At 60.6% G+C, this 25,808-nt stretch carries 19 protein-coding genes; 12 read left to right on the top strand and 7 right to left on the bottom strand.

What is annotated here, in order from left to right:
* Positions 1 to 2 precede the first annotated feature (2 nt).
* On the top strand, positions 3 to 476 hold the full coding sequence (locus BCY78_RS07805) for a DNA polymerase III subunit chi (protein ID WP_068300102.1): 474 nt from the start codon (positions 3 to 5) through the stop codon (positions 474 to 476).
* A gap of 7 nt (positions 477 to 483) precedes the next feature.
* A complete protein-coding gene (locus BCY78_RS07800) occupies positions 484 to 1,056 on the top strand; it encodes a histidine phosphatase family protein (RefSeq protein WP_068300100.1) in 573 nt (190 codons plus the stop codon).
* Positions 1,057 to 1,202: 146 nt separating this feature from the next.
* Here BCY78_RS07800 and BCY78_RS07795 read toward each other — a convergent pair whose 3' ends face one another.
* Both BCY78_RS07795 and BCY78_RS07790 read right to left on the bottom strand, forming a co-directional pair.
* Positions 1,203 to 3,113, bottom strand: coding sequence for an enoyl-CoA hydratase-related protein (locus tag BCY78_RS07795; RefSeq protein ID WP_068300098.1), 1,911 nt, complete (start codon positions 3,111 to 3,113; stop codon positions 1,203 to 1,205).
* A gap of 60 nt (positions 3,114 to 3,173) precedes the next feature.
* Positions 3,174 to 3,506: a TraR/DksA C4-type zinc finger protein gene (locus BCY78_RS07790; protein ID WP_068300096.1), complete on the bottom strand. Its 333-nt coding sequence runs from the start codon at positions 3,504 to 3,506 to the stop codon at positions 3,174 to 3,176.
* A 168-nt stretch (positions 3,507 to 3,674) separates the two neighbouring features.
* Between BCY78_RS07790 and BCY78_RS07785 the strand changes: the two genes are divergently transcribed.
* The 4 genes from BCY78_RS07785 (at position 3,675) to BCY78_RS07770 (ending at position 5,995) form a co-directional block, all read left to right on the top strand.
* Positions 3,675 to 4,538: an MBL fold metallo-hydrolase gene (locus tag BCY78_RS07785; RefSeq protein WP_068300095.1), complete on the top strand. Its 864-nt coding sequence runs from the start codon at positions 3,675 to 3,677 to the stop codon at positions 4,536 to 4,538.
* A 133-nt stretch (positions 4,539 to 4,671) separates the two neighbouring features.
* Positions 4,672 to 5,100 (top strand): YeeE/YedE family protein, encoded by a 429-nt coding sequence (locus tag BCY78_RS07780; RefSeq protein WP_068300093.1) that lies wholly within the window; start codon positions 4,672 to 4,674, stop codon positions 5,098 to 5,100.
* Between the two features lies 1 nt (position 5,101).
* Positions 5,102 to 5,542, top strand: coding sequence for a DUF6691 family protein (locus BCY78_RS07775; RefSeq protein WP_068300091.1), 441 nt, complete (start codon positions 5,102 to 5,104; stop codon positions 5,540 to 5,542).
* A 24-nt stretch (positions 5,543 to 5,566) separates the two neighbouring features.
* Positions 5,567 to 5,995 carry a TIGR01244 family sulfur transferase gene (locus BCY78_RS07770; RefSeq protein ID WP_068300089.1) on the top strand — a complete coding sequence of 143 codons (429 nt, stop codon included), beginning with the start codon at positions 5,567 to 5,569 and terminating at the stop codon, positions 5,993 to 5,995.
* Between the two features lie 891 nt (positions 5,996 to 6,886).
* Here BCY78_RS07770 and BCY78_RS07765 read toward each other — a convergent pair.
* From BCY78_RS07765 to BCY78_RS07750, 4 genes are read right to left on the bottom strand one after another with little or no spacing between them, the layout of a single operon-like run.
* On the bottom strand, positions 6,887 to 8,710 hold the full coding sequence (locus tag BCY78_RS07765; protein WP_083194891.1) for a TniQ family protein: 1,824 nt from the start codon (positions 8,708 to 8,710) through the stop codon (positions 6,887 to 6,889).
* Complete coding sequence (locus BCY78_RS07760; protein ID WP_068300087.1) at positions 8,710 to 9,687, bottom strand: TniB family NTP-binding protein; 978 nt, start codon at positions 9,685 to 9,687, stop codon at positions 8,710 to 8,712. The genes BCY78_RS07765 and BCY78_RS07760 overlap by 1 nt, the downstream gene beginning before the upstream one ends.
* Positions 9,684 to 11,903, bottom strand: a complete 2,220-nt coding sequence (locus tag BCY78_RS07755; protein WP_068300085.1) for a Mu transposase C-terminal domain-containing protein — start codon at positions 11,901 to 11,903, stop codon at positions 9,684 to 9,686. The genes BCY78_RS07760 and BCY78_RS07755 overlap by 4 nt, the downstream gene beginning before the upstream one ends.
* Positions 11,900 to 12,571 carry a hypothetical protein gene (locus BCY78_RS07750; protein ID WP_139103110.1) on the bottom strand — a complete coding sequence of 224 codons (672 nt, stop codon included), beginning with the start codon at positions 12,569 to 12,571 and terminating at the stop codon, positions 11,900 to 11,902. Before BCY78_RS07750 ends, BCY78_RS07755 begins: the two co-directional genes overlap by 4 nt.
* A 755-nt stretch (positions 12,572 to 13,326) precedes the next feature.
* Between BCY78_RS07750 and BCY78_RS07745 the strand changes: the two genes are divergently transcribed.
* The 5 genes from BCY78_RS07745 to BCY78_RS25945 all read left to right on the top strand — a co-directional run bounded on the left by BCY78_RS07745 (position 13,327) and on the right by BCY78_RS25945 (position 21,517).
* The gene (locus tag BCY78_RS07745) at positions 13,327 to 14,157 is read left to right on the top strand and encodes a DUF3883 domain-containing protein (RefSeq protein WP_068300080.1); all 831 of its coding nucleotides are present in this window, start codon (positions 13,327 to 13,329) and stop codon (positions 14,155 to 14,157) included.
* Positions 14,154 to 15,023, top strand: a complete 870-nt coding sequence (locus BCY78_RS07740) for a hypothetical protein (protein WP_199523128.1) — start codon at positions 14,154 to 14,156, stop codon at positions 15,021 to 15,023. The genes BCY78_RS07745 and BCY78_RS07740 overlap by 4 nt, the downstream gene beginning before the upstream one ends.
* A gap of 1,210 nt (positions 15,024 to 16,233) precedes the next feature.
* The gene (locus BCY78_RS07735) at positions 16,234 to 17,511 is read left to right on the top strand and encodes a hypothetical protein (protein ID WP_139103109.1); all 1,278 of its coding nucleotides are present in this window, start codon (positions 16,234 to 16,236) and stop codon (positions 17,509 to 17,511) included.
* A complete protein-coding gene (locus BCY78_RS07730; RefSeq protein ID WP_068300075.1) occupies positions 17,508 to 18,041 on the top strand; it encodes a gamma-glutamylcyclotransferase family protein in 534 nt (177 codons plus the stop codon). The genes BCY78_RS07735 and BCY78_RS07730 overlap by 4 nt, the downstream gene beginning before the upstream one ends.
* A gap of 458 nt (positions 18,042 to 18,499) precedes the next feature.
* Positions 18,500 to 21,517: a TrlF family AAA-like ATPase gene (locus tag BCY78_RS25945; protein WP_233499366.1), complete on the top strand. Its 3,018-nt coding sequence runs from the start codon at positions 18,500 to 18,502 to the stop codon at positions 21,515 to 21,517.
* 424 nt (positions 21,518 to 21,941) lie between these two features.
* On the opposite strand, the gene BCY78_RS07720 is transcribed toward BCY78_RS25945, so the two are convergent.
* Positions 21,942 to 24,779, bottom strand: a complete 2,838-nt coding sequence (locus BCY78_RS07720) for a UvrD-helicase domain-containing protein (protein WP_083194907.1) — start codon at positions 24,777 to 24,779, stop codon at positions 21,942 to 21,944.
* Positions 24,780 to 25,187: 408 nt separating this feature from the next.
* Here BCY78_RS07720 and BCY78_RS07715 point away from each other — a divergent pair, with 408 nt between their 5' ends.
* Positions 25,188 to 25,595 (top strand): hypothetical protein, encoded by a 408-nt coding sequence (locus BCY78_RS07715; protein ID WP_068300073.1) that lies wholly within the window; start codon positions 25,188 to 25,190, stop codon positions 25,593 to 25,595.
* The last annotated feature ends 213 nt before the right edge of the window (positions 25,596 to 25,808 follow it).

Below are 25,808 nucleotides of genomic sequence, written 5' to 3'. Positions count from 1 at the left end.
CCATGGCCACCGCCCGTTTCTACCACCTCACGCGCGACCCCGTCGAAGCCCTGCTGCCCACGCTGATCGGCAAGGCGAACGAGATCGGGCTGGCGGTGGCCCTGCGCGGGGCAGCGCAGGAGCGGATGGAGGCGCTGGACCGCGTGTTGTGGCTGGGCGAGGGCTTTCTGCCGCATGGTCTGGCGGGCGGGCCGCATGACGCCGATCAACCCTGTCTTCTGACCTGGGACCAGCGGGCGCCGGCGGAGCTGCCGAATGCGCCGGGCTGTCTGGTGACGGTGGACGGGGCCGAGATCTCGGCCGAGGAAGCGCAGGCGGTCGAAAGGCTGTGCGTGGTATTCGACGGAATGGATGAAGCCGCGGTGGCGCGGGCGCGGGACCAGTGGCGGCAGCTCACGGGCGCGGGCGTGGCGGCGGAATATTGGAGCCGGGAATCGGGACGCTGGGAATGCAAGGCCAAACACCCCAAGGAGTGACCGCCCCATGGCGCGGCTGATCGTGATCACCCATCCCGAGGTGCATGTCGAACCTGGCCTGCCGGTGCCCGACTGGCCCCTGACGCGCCATGGCCGCCAGCAGATGAAGGCCTTCGCGGAAGGGCCGATCTGCGCCGGGGTCACGGCGATCTGGACCAGCCCCGAGGTGAAGGCGCAGGAAGCGGCATCAATCCTGTCGAAGGCCCGCGATGTCGCGCCACGCACCGACCGGATGCTGGCCGAGAATGACCGCTCGGCGACGGGCTACCTGCCGGCCGAGGAGTTCGAGAGCACGGCGAACCAGTTCTTTGCCTTCCCCGAGGATTCGATCCGGGGATGGGAGCGCGCAGTCGATGCGCAGGCCCGCATCCGGCTGGCGGTGACGGCGATCACGCTGGCGCATCCGGGCGGCGGCGATATTGCGGTGGTGACGCATGGAGCGGTCGGGACGCTGCTCTATTGTGCGTTCCGCAACCTGCCGATCTCGCGTCGTTGGGACCAGCCGAAGCAGGGGCATTACTGGGTCGCGGATCTGACGGATCTGATGCCGCAGCATCATTGGTTGCCGCTGTCGGTCTGACGGGGGGAGGGGTTTCTCCCTCACCCGGCATGCCTCCGGCAGGCAGGTCTCGGGCGACGGAAGAAGGGGGGCTCTGCCCCCCTCGGCCTGCGGCCTCACCCCCCGGGATATTTCTGGCACAAAGAGGGGCGCAGAGACGGGCGGGGCTAGCCGGCGTTGAGGTCTTCGAAGCGCCAGCCGCGGCGGATCATCTCGTCGAGGATCGGGGCGGGGCCCCAGAGCTCGGCATCGAGCGTCGCGGCGAGGCGCAGTTCATGGCGCAGCACCATCGGGCCGAGGCTGTCGGCTTCAGCCATCGGGCCGCCGCGCCAATGGGGCCAGCCGGCCCCCATCACCATCGCGAGGTCGAGGTCCGAGGGGCGGGCGACGCGGCCATCGGCCAGAAGGCGCAGGCCCTCGGCGACGACGGCGAGCAGGATCAGCCGATCCACGGACAAAGGTAGCGTTGGCGCCGGGCCAGGATCGGGATCGCCGAGGCCCTCGGGCAGCAGGCCCGTCGCCGCGAGGGCGGGGCCTGAGACGCCGGCGGCGCCCAGCCAGCCCGCCGCACGGGCCGAGGCGCGGATCAGCGCGGTCAGGACCGGGGCCTTGTGCGTGACCAGCGGCGAGAGGCGCATTTGCAGGACCAATGCCGCGACGGCGTCGACCATCGGGCGCGGGGTGTCCGGCGTGCTGACCACCTCGCACAGGCGCGCCGGACGGGTGGCGGCGGGGACCAGTCGCAGCGCGTTGTGGCGCGCGAGGCCGGCGATCTGCTCCCGCGAGCCATCCGGAGCCCAGAGCGCCAACGGCGCGAGCGCGGGGAGTTGAGGGGCGAGCCAGTCCAGATGCGCGGCATCGGCAAGGCCCACTCCCGGCGGCTGGCCGGGGTCGAGCGACAATCGCCCGCCGAGGCGCGCCCAGTCGGCCGAGGCCTGCTCTTGTGTCAGGCGGCCGGCGCGTACCAGCGCCATCTGTGCGCCCGCTATCGCTTCGAGCGTGCCGGAGAGGGCCGCGCGGTCGTCGCCGAGCAGGATCACCCGCGCGCCTTCGCGCAGCAGGACCGGCACCTGTCGCGCCGCATTCTCACGCGTCAGGGCGACGGCGATGGGGCCCTGCGCGGGCCGCGGCGCGGGTTCGAAAGCGCGGCGGCTGGCACGGGCCTGATGCGCGAGGGCACGGGCGACAGGGAGGCGGGCGGCATCTTCGGCGCGGACCAGATCGAAGGCCAGCGCCTGATCGGGGGCCAGCAATTGCGCGGCTTCCATCGCCTCGATCAACCAGGCCTCGGCCTGACGGTGCGGGGGCAGGGGCTTCGGCAGGCTTTGGCGCGCAAGGCGGAGGGCCTGCGCGTAGGCGGGACCATCGGAGAGGCCGGGTTGAGCAGCGGGCTTCGGCGTCAGGTTGCGCGCGCGGGTGAGGGCGGCGGTGACCGTCTCGGCCTCGATCCCGTCAATGAGGCCTGCCGTCAGGGCCTTCTCGGCCGGGATCGGCTGGCCACGGAGAAAATCGAGCGTGGGTTGCGCCCCGAGGAGCCAGCCGAGGCGGATGGCGGCGCCGCCCGCGGGAAGCCGGCCCCGGCCCAGTTCGGGGGACAGGAAGACGGTGTCGGGGGCGGCGATACGGTCGCGGGCTGCCAGTGCTACGGCCAGACCGCCCGCCGCAACCCGCCCGCGCAGCGCGCAGGCGATGGGCTTGGGGCTGTCGGCGATCAGCGTGCACAGGCTGGCGAGCTGGCTGGCGAGCTTCGGCGCGGGCAAGGGATCGGGGCCGGGCGGCGGCAGGTCATCATAGGCCCCGGCGCAGAAGTCGCGGCCGAGGGTGGCGAGGGTGATGGCCGAGACCGTCGGGTCGGCAAGGGCTGTCTGCAACGCCTCTGATAGCGCGGCGATCAGGGCCGGCCCCATGCGGTTGCCGTCAGGAGCGGCCAGCAGCAACAGTGCGACATCGTCTCGATCCTCGCGCCGGACCAGCGGGGCCACGGATTGGCCCTCGGCCAGAGGATCGAGGGATCGGGTCTGCTGGTTCACGCGCTCTCCGCCTTGGTTCTGCCCGCCGAACGGCGGGTGTTTCGTCATTTAACGAAACAGGCGGGGGCGGGGCAAGAATTTCCGGAAAACCCGCAGAATTGGGCCTTATCAGGGCGCGTGATGGCGGCAGAAAGGGGTGGCGGGCAGGATCTCCAGCCGCTCGGCGCTGATGGCCTCGCCGCAGGTGACGCAATAGCCGTATTCGCCATCGGTCAGCCGCTTCAGGGCGGCGAAGATGCCGCGCAGCTCCTCGCGGCCCTCGGTGCCCATCGAGGTCAGCACCTCGTCCTGCTCGCGCTCGGTCGCCAGTTCCTCCCAATCCTTCGATTGGTGCGACATCAGCTCGTCTTCGATGCCGTGCAGGCGGTCGTCCAGCTCGGCCAGACGGGCGAGAAGGCGGGCCTTGTAGCCCTGAAGCTCCGCAGCGGTGAAATCAGCCATGTGACTGCTCCTGTAACGCGGGCCGGGACTGTTCCCGACCCTGTTGTGATGTATCTTAGGACGTGGCGTCAATTGCGGCATGATCCATGTCAATTTCTCACATTCAAAACTTGCAATGTGAAATCGGACGTGTATATTACATGCAGCAAACGGAATATGGAGAGAGCCATGCAACCGGAAGTCTACGGCTTCTTCGACGAAGCGACCTTCACCATCACCTATGTGGTGCGCGACCCCTCCAGCAGCAAATGCGCCATCGTCGATTCCGTTCTGGATTTCGACTATGCCTCGGGCCGGACTGACACCCGCTCGGCCGATGCCGTGATCAACTTCGTGCGCGAGAAGGGGTTCGAGGTCGAATGGCTGCTTGAAAGCCATGTCCATGCCGACCACCTCTCGGCCGCGCCCTATATCCAGCAGCAGCTGGGCGGCAAGATCGGCATCGGCGAGAATATCCGCGTCGTGCAGGACACCTTCGGCAAGGTCTTCAACGAGGGCACAGAGTTCCAGCGCGATGGCTCGCAGTTCGATCAGCTGTTCAAGGAAGGCGACAGCTTCCACATCGGCCAGATGCGCGGCGATGTGCTGCACACGCCGGGCCATACGCCGGCCTGCCTGACCTATGTGATTGGCGACGCGGCCTTCGTCGGTGACACGCTGTTCATGCCGGATTTCGGCACCGCGCGCTGCGACTTCCCCGGCGGTTCGGCCGAGACGCTCTATGCCTCGATCCAGAAGATCCTGGCGCTGCCCGATGAGACCCGAATCTTCGTCGGCCACGACTACAAGGCTCCGGGTCGCGATGAATACGCGTGGGAAACCTCGGTGGCCGAGCAGAAGGCGTTCAACATCCATGTCGGCGCCGGCAAACCGGCCGAGGATTTCGTTTCGATGCGCACCCAGCGCGACTCGACGCTGGCGATGCCGCGGCTGATCATCCCCTCGCTGCAGGTGAACATGCGCGCAGGCCAGATGCCGCCGCCGGAAGACAATGGCGTGAGCTACCTGAAGGTTCCGGTCAACGGGATCTGACACCCTCGGCCCCAAGCGGCATCGCATCGGGGGCAGGGACCAAAACAACCCCGGGCTGCGTTTTCCCTGTGATGACGCGGCCCTCCTTCGCAGACCCGGCCGAAAAGAGCCAGGCGGAAACGGGAATAGACACATGCAGATCGATTGGATTTGGGGCCTCGTCGGGGGCCTCATGATCGGCAGCGCGGCTGCCTTCTACCTTCTGGTGAACGGGCGCATCATGGGCGCCTCGGGCATCGTCGGCGGCCTCGTCGACCGCTCGGGCTGGTCCACTTGGGCCGAGCGCCTGAGCTTCGTCGCCGGGCTGATGCTGGTCCCGGCGGTGCTGATGCGCTTCTTTGACACGCCGGTTGCCACCAATATCACCGACAACATGCCCGCCGTCGTGCTGGCCGGCCTGCTTGTCGGCGTGGGCACGCGTCTGGCCAATGGCTGCACCTCAGGCCATGGCGTCTGCGGCATCTCGCGCTTCTCGGCGCGGGGCATTGCGGCCACCATCTTTTACCTCGTCGCCGGTGGCCTCGCCGTCATCGTCTTCCGCCACCTGTTCGGGTCGATCTGACATGAAACGCAACATCACTTCCTTCATCGCCGGCAGCTTGTTCGGCACGGGGCTGCTGATCTCGGGCATGACCGACACCACCAAGGTGCAGGGCTGGCTCGACATTTTCGGCGACTGGGACCCGACCCTGGCCTTCGTCCTCGGTGGCGCGATCCTGCCGATGATGATCGCCTGGAACGTGGCCTCGCGCCGGGCTCGCGCGGTTCTGGGCAATGAGCTGCCCGGCAAGCCTTCGACCGAGATCGACCGCAACCTGATGATCGGCTCCTTGATGTTCGGCGCGGGCTGGGGCCTTGTGGGCCTGTGCCCGGGACCGGCCATGGCCTCGATCAGCTGGGGCGGGATTGGCGGCGCGGTCTTCCTCGTGTCGATGTTTGCCGGTATGTATGTGGCACCGGCCTTCCGCATCCGTTTCAACCAGATGGCCGCCGCCCTTAGTTGACCCGACCCGCAGGAGCCCCCCGGCATGGATATCCGCCCGCTCGACGCCACCTACAGCGTGACGCCCCAGATCACCCAAGAAGACATCCCCGCGATCAAGGCGGCGGGCTTCACCACGGTGATCTGCAACCGCCCGGATCGCGAGATCCCTGACGCGCTGCACGCGTCGGCGATGCAGCAGGCGGTCGAGGCGGCGGGTCTGGCCTTCGTGGTAAACCCGGTCACCGGCGGCGCGCTGACCATGGAAAACGTGGATCTCCAGCGCGAAGCCATCGATGGCGCGACGGGTCCGGTGCTGGCCTATTGCGCCTCGGGCAACCGCTCGTCGATCGTCTGGGCGCTGGCGCTGGCCGGCCGCCAGCCGACCGACGCGCTGATCGAGGCCGGTGCGCAGTATGGCTATCAGGCGGGCCAGTTCCGTGAGCTGATCGACCGGTTGGCCCAGCAGGGCTGATCGGAGATTAGAGCCTCCTGCGCGACCCCTCGAAATTCGGACGCTGACATAAGCGAAGTGAATAGCCCCGCGATTCTGAGACGCTTTTGCGTGTCAGTTTCTGCTGCTGCTCGAAGTCGACAGGGACCGCTTTCCCTTCCAAGCTTGCTTGTCCAAGCCTTCGAGAGAAGTGACGCTGGGCTGTCCCATCGTCGATCAACGCATTAAAATGACGGGTTCCTTGGAAAAGGGCGGCGCAAGCCGCCCTTTTTTGCGTGAACGCCGCATCTCCGCCCAAGCGCCTCCGTCGCGCGGCTACTTCAACCTGCTCCTTGAAGCGGGCGATGATCCGGTCCCAGCGGGAAACGCGGGTATTGAGGCCGGATCCTTTCGCGTGATCGGGCCGCGGGCGCCAATCAACCACCGCAACCAAACAGCGACGGGGCCAAAGGCCGCTTTTGTCGGCCATTCACGGTGCCTAAGTCCCTCAGGACGACGCCGAAGCCTCGTTCACGCAAGAATTGGGCCGACAAATGGAAAATCGGGCGCTTGCGCCCGATTGACCTTATTCGCTTGGCAAGTTGACATTTGAAGCCCGCCGATTGCCACTAATTGGTGGTAGCGACACTTTTGTCGGGGCAACCATTACTTGGCAATCGCAACAAGATAAGTACTTGATTTTTATATAATCACTCGCAAGTTCGGCCGACATTTTGTCAATTACGCATGCGTATGAAGTCAATTTTCGACAAGCATATGACGCCAATTTCGAAAGCCAAGCCAACTGATTGACGACAGCCAAACTCGAATGCTATCGGTGCAATTATGCATGAATGCGCCAAATGGAAAAGGCCGCCCTAATGGGCGGCCATCGGCATTCTTTACCAAGAGAGACCGGCAAGGCCTCTTATGTCACGTGAACAGATCCGGCTTCAGATCGCACAATCGGTAGAAATACGCACCGACTTCAGCGTCTGTAAGCACAGGCCGAACTCTCTGCTGTTTCAACCGATTAACCACCTTTCCGGTCTGCTGATCATACTGCGCGGCGATCCGCGATGGATGGGCGAAGCGTTCGTTGAAGTCAGCCACGACCGTCGGGTCGAAGCGCGGGATCCCGTGCTGCGTATCACTGCCAACGATCCACTTAACGGTGAGGCTCACCTCTTCCGGGGACCGGTCCACCAGGCGCCAGAGGATGCTCGGCGAGATCTTCAAAGAAGCGGCCGTTTCCTCGGTCGACATTCCCACCGAGCAGAATGCGCGATGCCGCTTGATTTCCTCCGGATTCACACGAAGAGCAGAGATCCCGTCCTGACCAGCCAGGCGAAACACGCGCTCGAGGAAGCCGCCGAGGATCATGTGAACCACGGTGACCGCCGGCACCTTGGCCTTTTCCGCAGCTTTCGCTACCGGAACCAGCCCGTCAGTTTCGGCATCCAGTTCGATCGCCTTCGCGTGCAGCTTGCCAACCAGCTTGGCAAGCTCTTCGCTATCGACGCCTTTCTGGGTCCGCCCCTTTATGCCCGGCCTCCCGTAGTAGATGGGCGTGAGAAGTCGATCGTCAAAAAGCTGATCCACCAAGGGACGCGTGCAAGCCAACGCATCGGGTAGCGAGGTGACCGTTACCATCCGTTTCACTCGCGCGCTGACTTCTCGCCCTCGCTGAACAGGGATCGGGTAATGAGACGGTGCCTTTTCAGGTATCACCGCTGCCGCAATCAGCACGTCGCGCAGCGTCCGGGGGTCGAGGTCTTGCTCTTTTGCCAAAGACGCGACGGTGTGGAGGTGGCGCTCTGGAAGTTCCCGGTGGAGCACCTTGGTTCCTGCGGGCATCGGAATGTTCTCCGTGATGACCTCGCGAAGGATGCGCGCGATATCTCCGGGATCCTTGAGTGATTTCGAATGAGCCAGTGCATCGTAGATTTTCCCGAAGATCTTGCGCGCACCCGGCGTGCCAGAGGCATCGTCGAACTTCCGAAACTGCGCCACCAGGGCTTCCCGGATGCCTGCCTCGCCCCGCGACGTGAAGCCGAAGCCAATGCGGCCAGCGTCATCCCAGTCATCCGCAGTTAGGTCTGTCAAGTTCTGGTCCGGACCCCGCCCGACAAGAACGCCCAGAAGCTCCGTTGCTCGAACTGCCTGCTCAAGCGACTGGTTATCCAACCATTCGGGACCAGCTTTCCCGTTTAGACGGCGGATGACGTAGTCTTGATGCGGAGAGACCGTGCGCGGCACTGCTGTTGCGATCAGTGCCTGGAGGTCTTCCCCCCGCTCTGACACGATGTATTCGAGTTCACGGAACGCGTCATCCCAAGGACCTTTGGCCCGACGCAGTAATGGAACGCCGTGGCGAGAGCACGTCCGCACGACAGCCAACGACCATTCCCACCGACCGCGGCGCGTGCCTTTCTGATCGTCCTCTGCCAGGCACGCCGGGCAGAACACGGTGTAAGGATTGGACAAGAACTCAGCGGTGACCAGCTCACCACGGAGATCATACTTCCGCTCTCCGAGCGGGACGGCAGCATTTGCTCGAAGGTCGCAAAGGGGCGTGCCTGACAGCTCAGCCAACCGGCTCAGCGCCTCCTCCTTATTGGCAGCCATATCCAGAGGGTGAAACTCAGTATCCTTCAGGAACTGGAGCAAGCGATCACCGGTGTGGACCGCGGCGAGACGCGCCGCGTAAGACAGGGGGCTTTCCGCCGGGTCGAAGGGGATGTGGGGCGCAAGCATCAGCGCGCGCCTTCCCAGATCAGCTTCGTCTCACCCAGATCGATCTTGGCCCAGTGACGGGCAAGAAAGACGTTCTGACCGATGCCACAGCCCTCCTGCATACCCCAGCTTTCGGCGAAATGATTGATTGTCAGCTCATCGGCATCGGCGAGTGCCGCCGCCTCGAGTGCTGCGAGGATATTCTCGATGCAACGACCGAAACGGTTGCGGCTCGCATGAACGAGTCGATCCACCAAATCCTCGTCCGAGGGGGACCGCACCCCGGCTGCTGCGCTGAAACTGGTGATGACCTTGGTCAGCGCCTTCCGATCCGAATGCGGGGAGACGTCCGCAAGCGGCAGCCGCCAGTAGCGACGCGTGACTTGGGCGTCACAGGAAGCGATCTGCCACAGGCTCTCGACACCGCTCAGCACGACACTCACTGCACCGTCGCCTTGCATCAGGTTACGAACGGTCTTCAGGAAGACATCGACCTTGAACTTGCTGCCGGCACCGAACAGATCGTGCGCCTCATCGATCCAGAGGATCGCCGTACCCCGGAGTTTGAAATGGTGCCGCACCTTGCGCATGATTTCGTCCTCGGTTTGTCTTGACCGGGAAATCGACGGATATCCACTTGCATTGAGAATTTCGATGCCGAGACTCTTGGCGGTGGGCGGGCTCGGGACGCGGACCCCTACCCAAGGCTGATGCGCCGCATCACGCGGTTGCAGCGCCGGATGGGTCTTGAGGCCGTGCAGGACCAGCGAGGTCTTGCCTCCCCCGGCGGGCTCCACCACCGCAATGCCGCGTGTATCGCCGGCCTTGTTGAAAAGGCGGGGCTTCGGAAGAAAATTGCCGTGATCATCGCGCTGCAGTAGCCGGTCCAGGTAGCTCCGGAACTGAGCGTCCCGCGGGGTCGAGAGATACTTGTCTCGCAGCCGGTCCACGGCTGCGAGCTTTGCGTTGATGGTGGTATCTGATGTGCTCGTGGTCATTCGTCCTCCAGGGTCCAATCGTCGCCGTCATCAGCCGCATCGGCACCAGTGCCATGTTTATGATCAGGAAATTGGATCGAGCCGAATTTGCCGGAAGCAGATTCTTCGGTACGGGCCTGATTAACATCGGCAGTGTCGTTCAAAGACGCTGAACCCGCCGTGGGAAGGCTTGTCCCCCATCCATCCCGGTGCCCGTCATAGGGGTTCTCGGGCTCGGTCTCCGAGACGTTGAACCCGACGAACAGACGGTCTTCCTCGTAGTCGAAACGCTTCTCGGGCCAGTCCTCCATGATGAGCCCGACACGGGTCATGGCTGCGCTGTTGGTTGACTTGATGTAGTCGAGCGCCTTGCGGACAACTGCGAAGTTCACCTCGTCGTTGCGCGCGTTCTGTGCCCGGATTTCCGCCGCGGCATCTACCCACTCCTGGGCCGAGACACCCTGATACCGGTCGAACACGGCGGGGATCTCGAACCAGCGCCCATTCAGCTCCGCCCAGATGGCACCGATATCCTCGGAGTACCACCGGATCGAGACCTTGCGCTCCTGCGCTCTCGTCATAAATTGGGCAAGGACTTTCGAGTGATACCGGATTCCCAGGATCGTGATCCCATGCCGGGTCACAGTCCGTTCCCGCTCATGGCCGAAAAGCAGGCGCCGGCGACCGAGGTCCGGGGGAGGCTGGACTCCGAACTTCATGACCAGCCGGTTCCAGCAGTCCTGCGGTGTCTCGCCGTTGAGCCCCCTATGCGGCGTGCGGTGGTAGACGTCGACGATGTAACGCACCAGCACCGAGCAGAATTCTTCCGGGTTGAGCGCTGCGCGTTTCACAGAGTCGTAGTCCCCACGTTCGACGACGTTGCTGAAGGTCCGCCCGCTCAGCCGAGGCATGAGTTGGGTCGCGAAGGTGCCGAATACGCGCTCGATCGTGCCCTTGGCCTCCGGATTTGCGGCAGCGCAATACTGCAGAGTAATGCCGAGGTCGGACACGCGTGCCTGCACAAGGCTTGAGATGTTATAGCTCGCGCAATCCGTTACGATGACCGAGGGCCACCCAAACTGGTTCCAAGGCGTGAGCGCGCCACATGCATCACTCCAAACGCCCTTGTCGCGCATCATCATCTCGATGACCCGGAGCGCGCTCTGCGAGTTGGGTTGCCTCGACACGACGAGCCCGACGATGCAGCGCGTTGCGCAGCAGATGGCCACGGTAATCCACCAGCGCGCCTTCTTCTTGTCCAGGCCGAGGGCCTTCTTTTCCTCGTCAGTCAGGTAATGATACAGGCCGCCTTCGGCCATGAGGGTGATGGCATCAACCTCCCATTCGTCGAACTCTACACGCTGCATCGGGCGCCCAATTTCCAGTCCCATCCCGACGGGAGCGAACTTCCTGTTCGCAGCTTCTCGGCCCTTCCGGGTCAGCGTCACGTCGAAAGGGTTCAGCTTGCGGATCGCCTGCCGGACCGTTTCGCGTGAGGGGCAGATAATTTCGGGCTCACAGGATGCACGACGGCGTTCGTTCTCTTCGAGGAACGCAGACTGGACCTCTTCGAAGATGAAATTCTGCGACGGCTGCTGGTCATTGAGATACTTGCCCACGACCTTACCCAAGATCATGAGTTCATCGGCAGTCATCCGGCGGTCACGATTGCCACGTTCGGATGTCCGGTCGTATAGCCCCGCCAAGCCGAAACGACGTTCCTTGCGTTCCCAGTCCAAGACGGTTTTTGCGCCAAGCTTCTTCGGCACCGGGAGAGTATCGCTGTCCTTGTCGGGCTCGATTTCATCAAGGATTTCCCCGGCACGAAACTTGATGGCGCGCAGATACGGCTTAATCGACGTTTCAGTTCGGCAAACGGTGTTAGACGCGTCGTCCAAGAATTCGCGAGCCGCGCGGCAAACCGCGAGGCGCATCGCCGCTTTCTTCTGGGCATTTTCGTCCTTCAGCGATAGCAGCTCACCTTCCGGCAGAGTCCGCCTACGCAAGTGCTCGGGCTGAAACCGGTTTGGAATGCACTTAAACTTTCCAACCGAAAGGTAGCGGCTGATCTCCGCATTGGTCATGATCTGAGGAACGCCATCGCCCTCGGCGCGGACGAACATATGACCGTTCTCACGGGTCTGGAAATAACGGAATGACTGCCCACCGATTGTGATGTCATCGTATTCCGAGAAGGCAAAGTTGGGCTGAACGGGGCTGGGCTTTGCAGCGATCATTTGAACATCCTCCGGCGGACATATGCTTCGTGATTGATGCGAACGTTGAGCGTGAGTTCGAGTTCGTGAGAGCGGAGAAGGCGGACCGCGGCCCGGAAGCCGCGCGCGCCGAGGCCAATGGCATCGACCAGATTTTGGACCCTGACCGCCCCGACGATGTCGCCGAGCAGCCTCCGGGCTGCGGCATCTGCATCGGGATCGGGACGACGCATCTCGTGCATCAGCTCGGCATTGAAGTATTCAACAGGGTCAATGTCGCGCTCAGTCATCACGACGACTTGGTCCGCGAAACTTTGAGGGACTCGAGCGGCAATACCTGCAAGCTCGGCCTGAACCTTTGGCTGACGGCGTCGATATTCCGACTTCACCATGATCGCGACGCGTTGGCCGTTGGCCTTCAAAGCACGGAAGTCGAAGAAGTGCTTCCCCGTTTTCCCGTCGGCGTCGAGCCACTGGAAGAGGACCTGGCTTTCGAGGTCCACCACATCCGGACGGGCACGTAGAACAAGCATGCACTTCATTTCAGTGTTGCTGTCGTAGCCCACAGTATACCCTTCATCAGAGTATTCCGTGACTTGGCCGGTTTGGTGCTCGCGGGCGCCGACCGCTGTCTTTCGTGCAGTTTGCACGCGCACCGGCAGGGTGACCCCGCCGTCTGGCATCGTCATCATGTGCTCATTCCTTTCGGCATGAGGGTATCGTTCGCCGGAATGTGCTCCGACGCTGCCCATGGGCTGCGATACTGATTTCTGGTTTCTCTTAGGGTGCCCGATGCGTTCTGGTGCTGCGGGTGCAGGCATCACATCGGACGGTCCTGCGTCTAAACTGGTCCGTGGACCGCGGTAGCTTGTCTCTTCATCGTCTTGACCTTTCGATCATCCACACGGCGCCGACGTTGCCGAATGGGACGTTGGCCGCTTGCCTGTCTCACGAAGGAAATTTCTCTTCCCGGTCGATGGGTTGACCGTTCAGCCTTCGCTTGAGGCCGAGAAACTACCCATCTCGGCGCATCCAACAACAGCTCATTTCGGGCGAAAAAAATTTTCCGGAATCGTTTCCGTCCCGAAATCGACGAACCAATACGCTTCCGGATGCCCCTTTAACCCATTGATAAATTTATATAACTTAGATTGCCTGCGCGTGGGGACTTTGGTGTTCCCGGGGGAATATTTTTTCCTGCCGTGACCTTCCTCCTGAAACGACACCAATTCGGAACAGGCGCTGTGGCGAAATTGCAACGATTTGTCGAAAAAGAAACTCCGGCCAGAGTTTGGATCCGTCGAGAAGCAGTGCTGCCGTCTCGACTACAGGCGAATCGCCGGGCATGGCACGCAAGTTGTGGCTGCGGCCAATCGCGATATGGACCTCTTCTCGCTTCACCTTTCGGAATGACAACGCGTGCGCCACCTCCTACCGTAGGCCAATGGAAACAAGCGTTTGGTCCGATTTCGAAAACGACGCTGTGGTGGCGGCTTATTTTTCGATGCTCAGCGACGAGCTGTCGGGGCGGCACTACAACAAGGCTGCCCAGAACCGAGACTTGCAGGACCAAGTAAACCGCAGTCGGGGTTCCATTGAGTTCAAGATGTGCAACCTCTCTGCCGCGATGCGCTGCCTCGGCTTGCCGATCATCAAAGGCTATGCGCCCCGGGTCATTTTTCAGATGGCACTGGCCGAGGCCGTAGCCCGTTGGCTGGCGCGACACTCGGAGTGGGAGATCGCGCTGCATCGAAGGGAGCAGCGCCAGATGGCCGAACCCACACCGATTTTTGTCGGGGTAGCGCCGACCCTGCGGAATACGCCACCACCGGACGAGCTGGAGGAGATGCAGCGTATCGCCCGCCGCTTTGATGTCGCAGGGCGCGATGAGCGCAACCGCGCTCTTGGCTATGCTGGCGAAGAACGCGTGTTTCACCATGAACGTGCGACCTTGACTTCAAACGGCAGGGCCGACCTCGCTCGGCGTGTCCGCTGGGTATCGAAGGAAGATGGCGACGGTCTGGGCTACGACATCGCCAGCTTCACACCGGACGGGCAGGATCGTCTGATCGAGGTGAAGACAACCAACGGCTGGGAACGCACACCCTTCCATATCTCGCGCAACGAGTTGGACGTGGCGGAAGAAAGGCGCGACCATTGGCACCTGTTCCGCCTCCACGACTTTGCGCGGGATCCCAAGGCGTTCGAATTGCGGCCGCCGCTCGACGCGCACGTCTCGCTGACCGCCACAAGTTTTCGAGCGAGTTTCCTATGACAGACAGCGGACGCAGATTTCGCCGGACGATCGGCATCGACTACTCAGGGGCTCAAACAGCAGAAGCCAGCCTGAGCGGTCTCAGAGTCTATGAAACTCAAGGCGATGGCGCTCCGACCGAGATCCAGCCGCCGCCCAGCCCGAGGAAATACTGGACGCGCAGAGGCTTGGCCGAGTGGCTGATCGAAACGCTCGATCCCGGTGTACCAACGATTGTCGGCATTGATCACGGCTTCTCTTTCCCAATGCGCTATTTCGAGAAGCATAGGCTCGCACCCAACTGGGACGAGTTCCTGGAGGATTTCTGTGCACACTGGCCGACAGACGAGCGGCACACCTATGTTGATTTCGTCAGGTGCGGCAGCGTCGGAAACGGTGCCGAGCGCAGTGGTGACAGGGTATGGCGTCGGCTGACGGAAGAAGCGACCGGCTCTGCGAAATCAGTGTTTCACTTCGACGTTCAGGGTTCTGTCGCGAAGTCCACACATGCCGGGATCCCTTGGCTGAGGAGGATCCGCGCCGCGCACCCGGGACTGCATTTCTGGCCGTTCGATGGATGGGAGCCGGCCACAGGACAATCTGTGATCGTCGAGGCCTATCCGCGGCTCTGGAGCGCCAAGTACCCGCGCGAAGATCGTACCGATGATCAGCACGATGCCTATTCCATTGCGCGCTGGTTACAAACCGCCGACAGCACCGGAGAGCTCATGATAGCTTTGCAACCGCCGCGACCTCAACCCATCGCAAGCTATGCCGCAGTCGAGGGGTGGATCTTGGGGCAAGCTGGCCACCGCAACACCAACCCAAGCGACGTCGTGCCGCTACTGCAAGCGACAAGGCAAAAACCACCATACCCGGCTATGTGAACAGAAACGGGCAACAAGTTCTCCACGGGACGGGCCTGCCTGGCAATGATCACAATCAAGTCGTCTACTTGTTGCTGTGCGGCGACTGTGGTCACCGTTACGGTGCCAACGGATCCGACATTTTTCAACGCAAATGTCCTGCTTGCGGAGGTGGGCGCCCTGGCCTGTAGGGGCGGTTTCCCGGCCTTCTCTGCGCGTGCGAATGCGACCTCGGCCGCAGGGGTAAACTGACACTCAGAGCAGACCAAGATCGGGGATTGTTCTACATCGCCGCAAGGCGGCACTGAGCCCACTTGCTCCCATTCGCGTCACTCCGGCATGGAACTCGACATCGCGGCGACGTTGCGGCAACCTCCCTGCTTAGGCCAAATTCATTGGGGGAAACGTGAGGGCGCTATCAGAGGAAGCAGAGAACCTTTTCTTGGGCTTTGGTCGTCGGTTCAACTTGTTGGCCAAGAGGAAGTCTTTAGGTGATGGGGGGGTCTACGTCCTCTATGATCGGCAAGCTGGATTGGATGAAAGCATTTGGATGTGCTTTGATAACGTTGATGAAATATCCTATCGTGTTGGTGACTTTTACGGGGGCAGTGCGTTTCCGTGTCCAGAAGCTTTCGGCGATTTCAAAGAGTTGGTCGATGGCATAATTTCGGGAGAATACCGTATTCGCTACGGATGGTTCGGATCGGTTCTGGAGGAAGAGTTGGATGGGCAGTGGCGAGTGAAGTCACGCTACTCTGGTCCAAGGTGGAACGGCTTTCGATTTCAAACCTTTGTTAATCGCTCTCATTGATGGCTACGCCCTACGTCCGGTTCGTCCGCGTTGCTGACATCGCCTGCAAGGCAATGCTGCGCAATACCTCGAATGGCCGGCCTGTTGACGTTGCACCGCAGCGGTGGCCTGCCCGGCGAACGACAGCAACGGACCGAGAGCGAATCTCGGACCTTTGCAAACGTGGCTGTGCTGCTTGAAGCGCCGCCACTTGACCGCTTGGTGCTCTTTCTGCCGTCGAGGGACGATAGCTATTGAACGCGTGCCGATGGACGCATGTGTCACGATCGGCCCATAGCCGAAGTTTAGCACTGTCTCCCAATACTGCGCCCGCAGCCCTCTATCCGGACATTCGCTGCCAGTGTGAAGTCTCGAAGACTAAGGGCGTGTGCCGCTTACAAGTGCATTGTCGTTACCCAGTTCCCTGATTAGTTAACGAAGGTGAAGGAACCTGATTGGCGAGAGATGAAAGTATTTTGGTCCTGGCAAAACGACTATAACCCTGAATCCAACCGACACTTCATCCGCGGCGCTCTCGGTGAAGCAGTGAAGCAGGCCAGTGAAGAACTCGGCCTTGAATCCGCAGAGCGACCGGAGCTTGACCACGACACAAAGAATACGCCGGGCATGGCAGAGATCACCAATACAATCCTGAAGAAGATCAACGAGGCAGCCGTGTTCGTGGCCGACCTCACCCCGATCGGCGAGACGGACAACGGCAAAGCGCTGCCGAACCCGAATGTTATGATCGAATTGGGCTGGGCGCTGAAGGCACTCGGCCCTGACCGCATCATCGGCATCATGAACACCAATAGTGGCTACACGCCAGACGATCTGCCATTCGACGTCCGACATCGGAGGGCGATGACCTATGAACTTGCCCCAATTGCATCCAAAGCCGATCGCGCCAAGGTCAGAAAGAGACTGACGACCGAGCTCACCGAAGCTTTGAAGACCAATCTCGGCCAGTACGTCGAAGCACAGGCTGCCGAAGTCGCCTATGACGGGGCCGCCGAAAAAGACGGTGATCCGTCAATCTGGGCGAGTTGCGAGGGGACGTTCGAATATATTGACACGAGTGATCGCAACAGCTCGGTAGTCGTACCGCCACCACCACGTGCCTACATCCGCATCATTCCTTCCGGCTGGAAAACAGGAGTGCCGAGTGTCCATGACATCCAATATGCTGGTGGTGGATTGGACGTCTGGCCGGCATCGGAAGGCACATCGAGCGGCGACTTTGGCGCGTGCGAAGAGGGCTTCGCACGACTTTGGTACACCGGATACCGAGAAAACAAACGGGAGAGCGCGAATATTGTTCTGTGGTTTGACGAGACCGGCGAATTTTGGGCTGTCCACGGGACGGTAGTCGCTGAGTGGAAGCAGAGTAAGAAAATGCTTCGCGTGGATAGCCTGATCAAGGGATGGCGCAGAACCCTTAGTGACGCAATGCGCGTTCTCGACCATTTCGGAGCACATCCAGCCCGCAAGGTCGAAGTGGGTATCGTCGGCATCAAAGGCGTGATGTGGCCTGCCAACTATATGCTTGAGTCCTCCCTCGCCAGAAAGAAACAGACGATTTTTGTTAGGCAGCAAAGGAATTGGAGCGATAGCGCCCAGCTTGAATTTCTGACTGAGGCGTACAACAAGGTAAGGGACAACTTCGCCCTCCCGCATGAAGATCAGATTGCCTTGAAAAAGATCATCGGAGACAAATGAGTTTTCTATATTTCGCATACGGCTCTAACATGCTGAGCAGCCGCCTGATCGCCCGTTGTCCGAGTGCCAGAGTGATCGGCAAGGCAAGCGCCACCAATCATGCACTGGAATTCACGAAGAACAGCATTGACGGTTCAGGCAAGGCGACCTTGGTGTCTCAGAGCAACGCGATCCACACACCGGGCGTCCTGTTCGAGATCGACGCAGGCGAACGCGGCGCGCTCGACAAATTCGAAGGTGCGGGTAAGGGCTATGACCGTGTCGATGAATTCAGCGTTGCGACGAACGGAGAGACCGTCAACGCAATTACATACCTCGCCTCTGCAAGGCAGAGCGACCTGCGCCCGTTCGATTGGTATCTTGCGGTCGTGATCGCAGGTGCCCTCGAACACGAACTCGGCGGCGACCACCTCAACCTGCTTCGTGCCATCCCGTACAGCATCGATGAAGACGTGACGCGCAAGACTCGTGCCGCGGCACTCAAGGCCCTTGCCGATCATGGTCACTTCGACCACACTACCTTGCTGTAAGGCGGATTATCGCTACCGCGATGTCCGCAATCGCGAGCGATCGGGCGAATGTGCAGGACGCGTTTCAAGTTCGGCCAACTGGGACATGAGCGAGCAAAACTTTTCGCGCATTTTGAAGGCGTAAGTGCCAATTTTAAGGAGCGACAAATCCGCTGTCTTTTGCCCTGATCTTCCGGCCCATACCTGCCGCTAATTCACCCCGAAATGGCGTATCGAAGCTGTCCGTCAGGCATGCAGCGGCGAGCGGAGCGAGCAGCCGCTTAGGGCTCTTCGATCTGGGTGTAGCCCAAGGCTGGTTGCAAGCCTGCGCGGAGAGAGGTGGACGTTCGCTTGCAGTAGCAAGACTCAACGCCCTAACCAACTTGCCATCGATCATCGTGCAACTCTGCTTAGCAGCCTTTGCGCCTTGACCGCTCCAGCGTGTGTCGCGCAATAATCGTGGAATTACTGAAGAATTCATGGGTATTTGGGTGGAGTTGGGATTGCAGAATTCGATGAATTTGAACCGTGGATCGGAATGGCGGCGTTGGGAGCCGCATATTCATGCGCCCGGCACCACGATGAACAACCAGTTCACAGGCCCGACCGCTTGGGAAGACTATCTTACCGCTTTGGAGAAGGCGACGCCGACAATCGAGGCGATTGCCGTGACCGACTACTATGTCACAGACACCTACGAGGAGGTGTTGCGCTACAAGGCTGCCGGGCGACTGGCTGACGCTCAGCTGATCTTTCCGAATGTCGAGTTGAGGCTTGATGTTGCGACCACCAGAAATGGCTTCGTGAACCTGCATCTGTTCGTCAGCCCCGAAGATCCGAAACACGTCGAGGAGTTGCAACGCCTGCTTTCCCGCCTTCAATTCAACGTCATGCAGGATCGATTTGACTGTACAAGGGCCGACCTAATCAGGCTTGGCAAGGCGGCAGATCCAAAGATTACCGACGATGGTGCGGCGCTCGCATATGGTGCCAATCAGTTCAAGGTGAATTTTCAAAAACTGCGCGAAGTGTTCGGCGAAAGCAGTTGGGCCAAGAAAAACATTCTAATCGGGGTGGCCGGCGGTGCGAACGACGGCACGTCCGGAGTCCGTGAAGCTGCGGATCAGACTATCCGCCGTGAGATAGAGAGTTTCGCCCATGTCATCTTCGCGAGCAGCATTGCTCAGCGCGAGTTTTGGCTGGGCCAGCGTCAGTTAAACCCTTCCCAAATTCGCTCGCTCTACGGTGGGCTAAAGCCTTGCCTGCATGGAAGTGATGCCCATAAGCTTGAGGATGTCGCGAGTCCGTTCGGTGACCGCTATTCCTGGATCAAAGGCGGGCTCGAATTCGATGCGCTTCGCCAAGCATGTATCGATCCGCAGGGACGCGCTCATGTCGGTGCTGAGCCACCTGCTTCGGCCACGCCCTCGCAAGTCATTTCACAGGTGGAAATTCAAAACGCGGAATGGGCCGAGACGCCGGTCATTCCCCTCAATCCCGGATTGGTCGCCATCATCGGTGCTCGCGGATCAGGCAAGACGGCTCTGGCAGACATGATCGCTGCCGGGTGCGACGCGATCACGGATGATGCGTGGAACGCGGACGAGTGGGCAAACCCATCATTCTTAGTGCGTGCGCGACCGTTGCTCGGAGACGCTAAGGTCAAGGTGTCTTGGTCAGCAGGCGAGCCGGTCGAGCGCTCGCTGGATGGCTCCGACGCCAACGGGCCATTTGCTTATGAGCGGGTCCGCTATCTGTCGCAGCAGTTCGTCGAGGAGCTTTGCTCGTCGAGCGGACTGACCGACGGTCTTCTGCGAGAAATCGAGCGCGTAATCTTCGAGGCTCACCCCGACCACCAACGCGATGGCGCACTCGATTTCGAGGAGCTATTGGAACACCGCGCTACTCGGTATCGACTGGCGCGTGAGCGAGAGGCCGAAGCTGTCGCCCAGATATCTGATCGTATTAGCACCGAGCTGGAAAAGGAGAAGATGGCGGCTACATACGAAGCGCAAGTCGCTCAGAAGATGAAGCTGGTCGATGCTTACACCGCAGATCGTGCCAAGCTGGTCTCAGCCGGGAGCGAGAAGCGCGCTGAGCGGCACACCGAATTGGCCGGCGCGGCGAACACCCTTCGCGCGACACTCCGACGCTACACAGCGCAGCGCCAGACGTTCTCGGCTCTGCAAGATGAGGTCAGGGATCAGCGTCGCAACAAAGCGCCCGAAACACTCCGGCAGGCTCAAGCCCGACATTCCAACAGTGGCATGTCGGAGGACCAATGGTCCGCTTTCCTCCTCGACTACAAGGGCTCTGTCGACGATGACCTTGACTCCTACGTCAAGTGGGCTGACGGCAGGATTGCCGAATTGAAGGGAGTGCCCCCCATTCCCGGCGATCCTAACACGCCCTATTTTCCAGACGACACCGACCTTAGCTTACTGTCCCAAGCCATGCTCGACGCGGAAATGTCGCGACTGGAAACGCTCGTCAGCGTCGATAGGGACATTCAGCGGCGTTACACCGCGTTGTCCGGCAACATTGCGACTGAAACGGCGGCGCTACAGACGCTTACGGATAAACTGAAGGATGCCAAAGGTGCGAAGGGTCGCGCGAAAGAATTGCAGACGCAACGTGAGGAGGCATACGGGCGTGCATTCGATGCCTTGGTATCCGAGCAATCAGTCTTAGAGGCCCTCTATGCACCGCTGATGGCGCGGCTCGCAGCGGCTTCAGGCACGCTGAAGAAACTGTCATTCTCTGTCGTCCGGGTGGCGGATGTAGAAAAGTGGGCATGCGAAGCTGAGGATGGCCTGATCGACCTCCGTAAAATGGGCGCGTTTCGCGGCAAAGGCAAACTGCTTCAGAAGGCGAATGAGGTGCTCAAGACGGCGTGGGAGACCGGTGACTCGGCAGCGGTGCGCGAGGCGATGGGGGAGTTCCGCAGTCGCTATCAGAAAGATTTACTCGAGCATTCGCCAATTGCGCATACCGAGCAATTCGAGTTTCGCGCTTGGTCGAAGCGGTTCGCCAAGTGGCTATTCAGTACTGACCACATATCGATCCACTATGGGATCGACTATGACGGCGTGGATATTCGAAAACTGTCACCGGGCACGCGCGGGATAGTGCTTCTGCTCCTTTATTTGGCGCTCGACGATAGTGACAATCGCCCCTTGGTGATTGATCAACCCGAAGAGAACCTCGATCCTAAATCGGTGTTCGATGAACTGGTGCATTTGTTCATCGAAGCAAAGGCGCATCGCCAAGTCATCATGGTGACACACAACGCCAACCTCGTCATAAACACCGATGCTGACCAGATAATCATCGCAGAGGCGGGGCCGCACCCTCATGGCAAGTTGCCATTGATCTCCTATCGCTCCGGGGGCCTTGAGAGCGCTGAAATACGGAAGGCAGTTTGTGATATTTTAGAAGGAGGCGAAGGCGCGTTCCAAGAGCGTGCCAGGCGACTGCGGGTGCGATTGGAGCGCTAACGACTCGGCGCCTATAGAGAGTTACATGACAAAAACGAGCGCGAACGACGATTTGGGCCAGGTGCATCGCTCGCAGACGGTGTGCCTGCTTTGGCGCAAATTCCGCTATAGGCGCATAACGCTGGGTCGGGCTCTCCGCTTTAGTGGCCGATTTTGCAGGATGCTGCGGATGCTATGCCGCAGGTGCGCCAGACCGCTCACCACCCTCCCAGAACGTCAGCCAGGGTTCCGCTGCGTGAACTTGGCTGAGCGTCCGCTTATATGATCTGAAAAGGTGGCGTTCGCACGTGCAGAGAAAGTCAGGATTCCGCCCTTTCGATCGACCTGATCTGACGGCGTCTTACAGGAAGAGCGACGAGGCTCAGCCAGCCGGCCTCCGTCGCGCATTCCATCTATGGCGTTGGGAACAAATGATCCCAGTATGCTATGCGCTTTTCCGAAGCTTTGCTTTTCCATCGCAGTCTGGGAAGCGGACACAACTGAGAAATGCTCCATAGCGGCCGCGTCGCTCGACCAACCATCCTGCTTCGCAACTCGGACAGGCCTTTTGGCTCTCGCCGCAATCGCCACAGACGAGATCTCCACCTGGTTCAGAGCGGATCGGAAGCCCAACACCGCAGGCGGGGCACGCCGGCATACGGCTGCCGCATAGTTTCACATGTTCGCAGCGATACCAGTCTCGTCCGTCCAAGCCCGGCATGTGCAGAAAGCGACCTCCGCAAGTCGGGCAGGTGTGCGTGTGCTGCTGGGCCTCCTCAGGCAAGACGACGCCGAACTCGGGGTCGTTCGTCAGCTCTTCGACGAACACGGAGGGGCGCGCCTCGGAGGCAAGGATGGTCACTGACCGTCGCGCTCGGGTGATGGCCACATACATGACGCGCCGCTCTTCTGCATTCGGATAGGGCTCGGCCTCTGGCGACACCAGGCTGAGCAATGGATCATCGGCGATCATTGACGGGAAACCCATCTTGGCGTTGTCGGCGCCAAGAATGATCACGTGATCGGCCTCCAGGCCTTTTGAGGCGTGGATGGTCTTGAAGGTGATCGTCGCCCCGGGGTTCTGATGCTGCAGGCGTGCGATATCGGGTTTCAAGAAACGGTATCGACCCAAGATAAGGATGGATGGCTTCCCACCATTCCTGCCTTCGGTGGCCGCGAGGGTAGCCACGGCATCACTTAAAGTCTTCTCGCCCGTGTCGCGGCGCGTCCAAGCGATCTCGATCGACGGTTTGTCCGTCTCGCCTGCCGGTATCACCGTCTTGGTGATCTGTGCCGGGTTTCGCAGAACGAAGCGACGGGCGGCCAAGGCGATCTTGTCGACGGATCTGAAGGTCCGGCCAAGGTCGACGGTGCGATGGACGCCAGTGGCCCCCGCATAGGTGCCCCCAAACTCCGTCCCAAAGTTGCGCATGATGTGGATGTCCGACCCGGCAAAGCGGTAGATCGACTGCCAGTCATCGCCGACGGCAAACACCTTGGCATCGGAATGCTGGCGCTTGAGGGCCTGGATCAGCTTGGCCCGCCCGGTAGAGATATCCTGAAACTCATCGACGAGGATATGTCGGAACGGGCTCTGATAGCGCCCGCTTTCGACGAGTGCCGTCGCGCGGTTCACCATGTCTTCGAAGTCGATCCGGTCACCCAGTCGCGATTGATACTCGCGGAAGACCGCCCCAAAGATCTTGAGAAAGGCTTCGGCCCGTTTTCCCATCTTCAGTTTCTGCGCCTTGCCAGAGCAATCTTCGAGCTGGTAGCCACCATTCTTGAAGTGACGCAGGAAGGTGGCCATTAGCGAGGTAAAGCTGTCGACCACGCCGACCTCGGCCACTCTGTCGTATATCTGGATGTCAGGGATCGGCCGCAGCGTAACGTATGGTTCGAGCTTTTCGGCAAGAGCCTCGAGCAGCCGGCCTTCTTCTCGTTCCCAGCTATAGGTTTCCACCAGGATTGTTCCGTGCTCGGCATGGACCTGCCGCTTCCAGTGCATGCCCTCGAGATACGCCTCGCGGTCGATATAAGGCGCTGTGGTCAGCTCCTCCTCTCCGTTCACTCCGCGCATCTTGCGCACGCCGAAATGCTCGATGTAGACGCCGCTTTCTTTCAGACGGAAATCAGGCATATAGACCCGGCGCCCAGTCTTCTCGAGCTTGTGTTCGTAGGTCGGCTCGTATTCGTAGGCGATGCCATTTCGAAATAGCCAATTGGCGATCAGCAGCTCTTCAAAGCTGTTTACCGTCTCGCCTTGCAGCGTCCGCAGGTTGCGACTTTCGACCTGCGCATACCATTCATGCTTTGTCTTAAAATCCCACTCGGACGGGAAATCGTCGAAGAAGCCGGCGAACCAGCCAATCACCGTCTGCGCGATCTCGCTGGCCGTCGCCACGACATGCCGCATGATCTCCTTCATAAGAGACAGGAACGCCTTGTCGTCTGTCGCGGTGGGGGCGAGGGGAGGTTTCTCCCCCTCCACCTCACCGATGATTTCGTAAGCCAGCGCGTGGAAAGTGCGTGCCGCCACAGGGACTCCACAGCGCGCCTCGATCCGCTCGGACATTTCGGTGGCGGCATCTTTGGCAAATGCCAGGAGTAAGAGCTCGCTTGGCTTCCGGATGCCGGCCTTGACGAGATAGGCGGCTTTGGCGGTGATCACACTTGTCTTGCCGGACCCGGCGCCGGCCAGAACCAAGGTCGCATCTTCGTCGACGACAACTGATAGCCGCTGTTCTGGTGTTAGGGGCATCGACTCTACGGTGTCGAAGAAGTCCTTCCACCGGGCAAGCTGTACCTCGACAAACACTGCGATGGACGTGTTACGGGCGGCAGCTGGATCGGACGCAAAGGCCATGATTGGAGCAATTCGGGACATCACCTCGCCGCCCACCGCCGCGGCATTCAGCTTGGACAGGATGCGGTGGTTGAGATCGACGGCATCGCGTGCCAGAGGGGCGATGTGGCACGCTGAGGGATAGGTATCCGGTGCTTTCAGCCCAGTCAGCCCATGCAGGATGTGCCGGACCTTGGCATCCTCTTGCTCCAACTCCGCCAAATTGAATTTGGACCAAGCACTGGTGGCGGCTTCTGCGAATTCCACAGCCGCAGCCGTATTCACCGCTGGCAGGGACAGGCTTTTGCCTCCCTCCAGTTCAAGGCAAAAGCAAGAGGAGAACAGGCCCTTCCGCACCGACGGGCGCGATACAATGCGTTCGAACCCTATCCACGGTGATCCCGCCCCATGAGCTGAAATACCCGTGCCTTGCAGCATCAGGGACCTTGGATGTCGGCCGAAAGGGTCAGCGACAAACCCCAGGATGAACTTTGAAGAGAGGTTCATGTGCACCAAATTCCCGGTCTTTCCTGATCATTAGCAGAAATCAGACAGCACGGAACCGTGTCCGACTTAATTGCGGGAGAGTTGGCAGCCACTTTTTTCCTTATCACTTCGCGTTGAATGCGGGTTTTTCGAATTGACGGGGGAGAATTCGGCTTTTTTTGCCCAACTGTGGTGCTTTTCTTCTTCGCCTGTTCGGCCATTGGCCAATCTCTGGATTGAATGCTGATGACGACACGCAGTCAGCCCGCGCAAAGACAAGGAAGGATCACCCAACCAACGACATTCGGACAGGCTTGATGCTGCCACGAACGGCAGGCACGCAACCAAAGGAAGAACGCTATGCTGAGCAAGTTCACGACGAAGACCCTGTCCGCAGACCTGCAACTCGCTGCCGTGCGCACGCATTTCGATATGCACGGAGCTGCTCTGTGCAATGCCGCGGGGCTGATCGACGGCGAGGCCGGAACGGCTCATGTTCTGAGGCTCATGTCCGCGTTGCGTGAAGCCAGCCGGCTCGACCGCACCACGCGGCACAAGCTGGTCGATTTGCACCGCCTGTTGTCTCTCGATCCCGTCATCGACGTGTTCGAGCCTGACCTCTCTTCTTGGGTTCTGCTGGATCCCGGGAGCCGTGAAGTGGAAGAGCTGTGCCTTCTCACCGACCAGCTCTTTGACCTTCTGGTCGCGATTGGGGAGCTCGACGAAGAGCGGGACGCGTTCGCACTTTCTGCGCCGGAGGCTGCCTGATCCTTGGGGCCGGCCGTGCGTAGCTTGCAGGGGCCGGCCCGCAGAATCGGAGAAACAGCGGATCGCTGCGCGGCCTGTTACAACCATAGGCCCCCGTCAGCACGGCGGCCGGCCGAAAAAAACCTGTGCGCAGCAGATTTCTTCTTTGGTGTCTGAAAGAACGACCAATGTTCTCATCACCAGCACAGAAGACCAGCCCCCTGAAACCTACGA

The sequence above is a fragment of the Pararhodobacter sp. CCB-MM2 genome, from assembly GCF_001691415.1.
In the GTDB taxonomy this organism is placed as follows: Bacteria; Pseudomonadota; Alphaproteobacteria; order Rhodobacterales; family Rhodobacteraceae; genus Pararhodobacter.
The sequence above is the reverse complement of the archived record's forward strand: the minus strand, read 5'-3'. Positions and strand labels throughout refer to the sequence as shown.